We start from the raw sequence: 243 nt of genomic DNA, 5'->3' as shown, positions 1-243 counted from the left end.
GAGCGCGGCAGGAACCTGGCGCAGGTGCGCGCCGAAGTCGGCATGGTGTTCCAGTCGTTCAATCTGTTTCCGCATCTGAGCGTGCTGAAGAACATCATGATCGCGCCGATGCGGGTGCGCGGCACGCCGCAGGGTGAAGCTGCCCGCAAGGCGAAGGAATTGCTGGCCCGCGTCGGTATCATCGAACAGGCCGAAAAATATCCCGAGCAGCTGTCCGGCGGACAGCAGCAGCGCGTAGCGATC

The 243-nt window shown here is 63.4% G+C and carries 1 protein-coding gene; it reads left to right on the top strand.

Annotated features, from left to right (window positions below; all coding sequences use genetic code 11):
• Window positions 1-243: ATP-binding cassette domain-containing protein (locus SB659_RS20325; protein WP_410551739.1), on the top strand; the 243-nt coding region annotated here is incomplete at both ends.

Source organism: Arthrobacter sp. SIMBA_036 (assembly GCF_046535135.1).
GTDB lineage: Bacteria > Actinomycetota > Actinomycetes > Actinomycetales > Micrococcaceae > Arthrobacter.
Note: the sequence above shows the minus strand (reverse complement) of the source record. Positions and strands in the feature narration are given on the sequence as shown.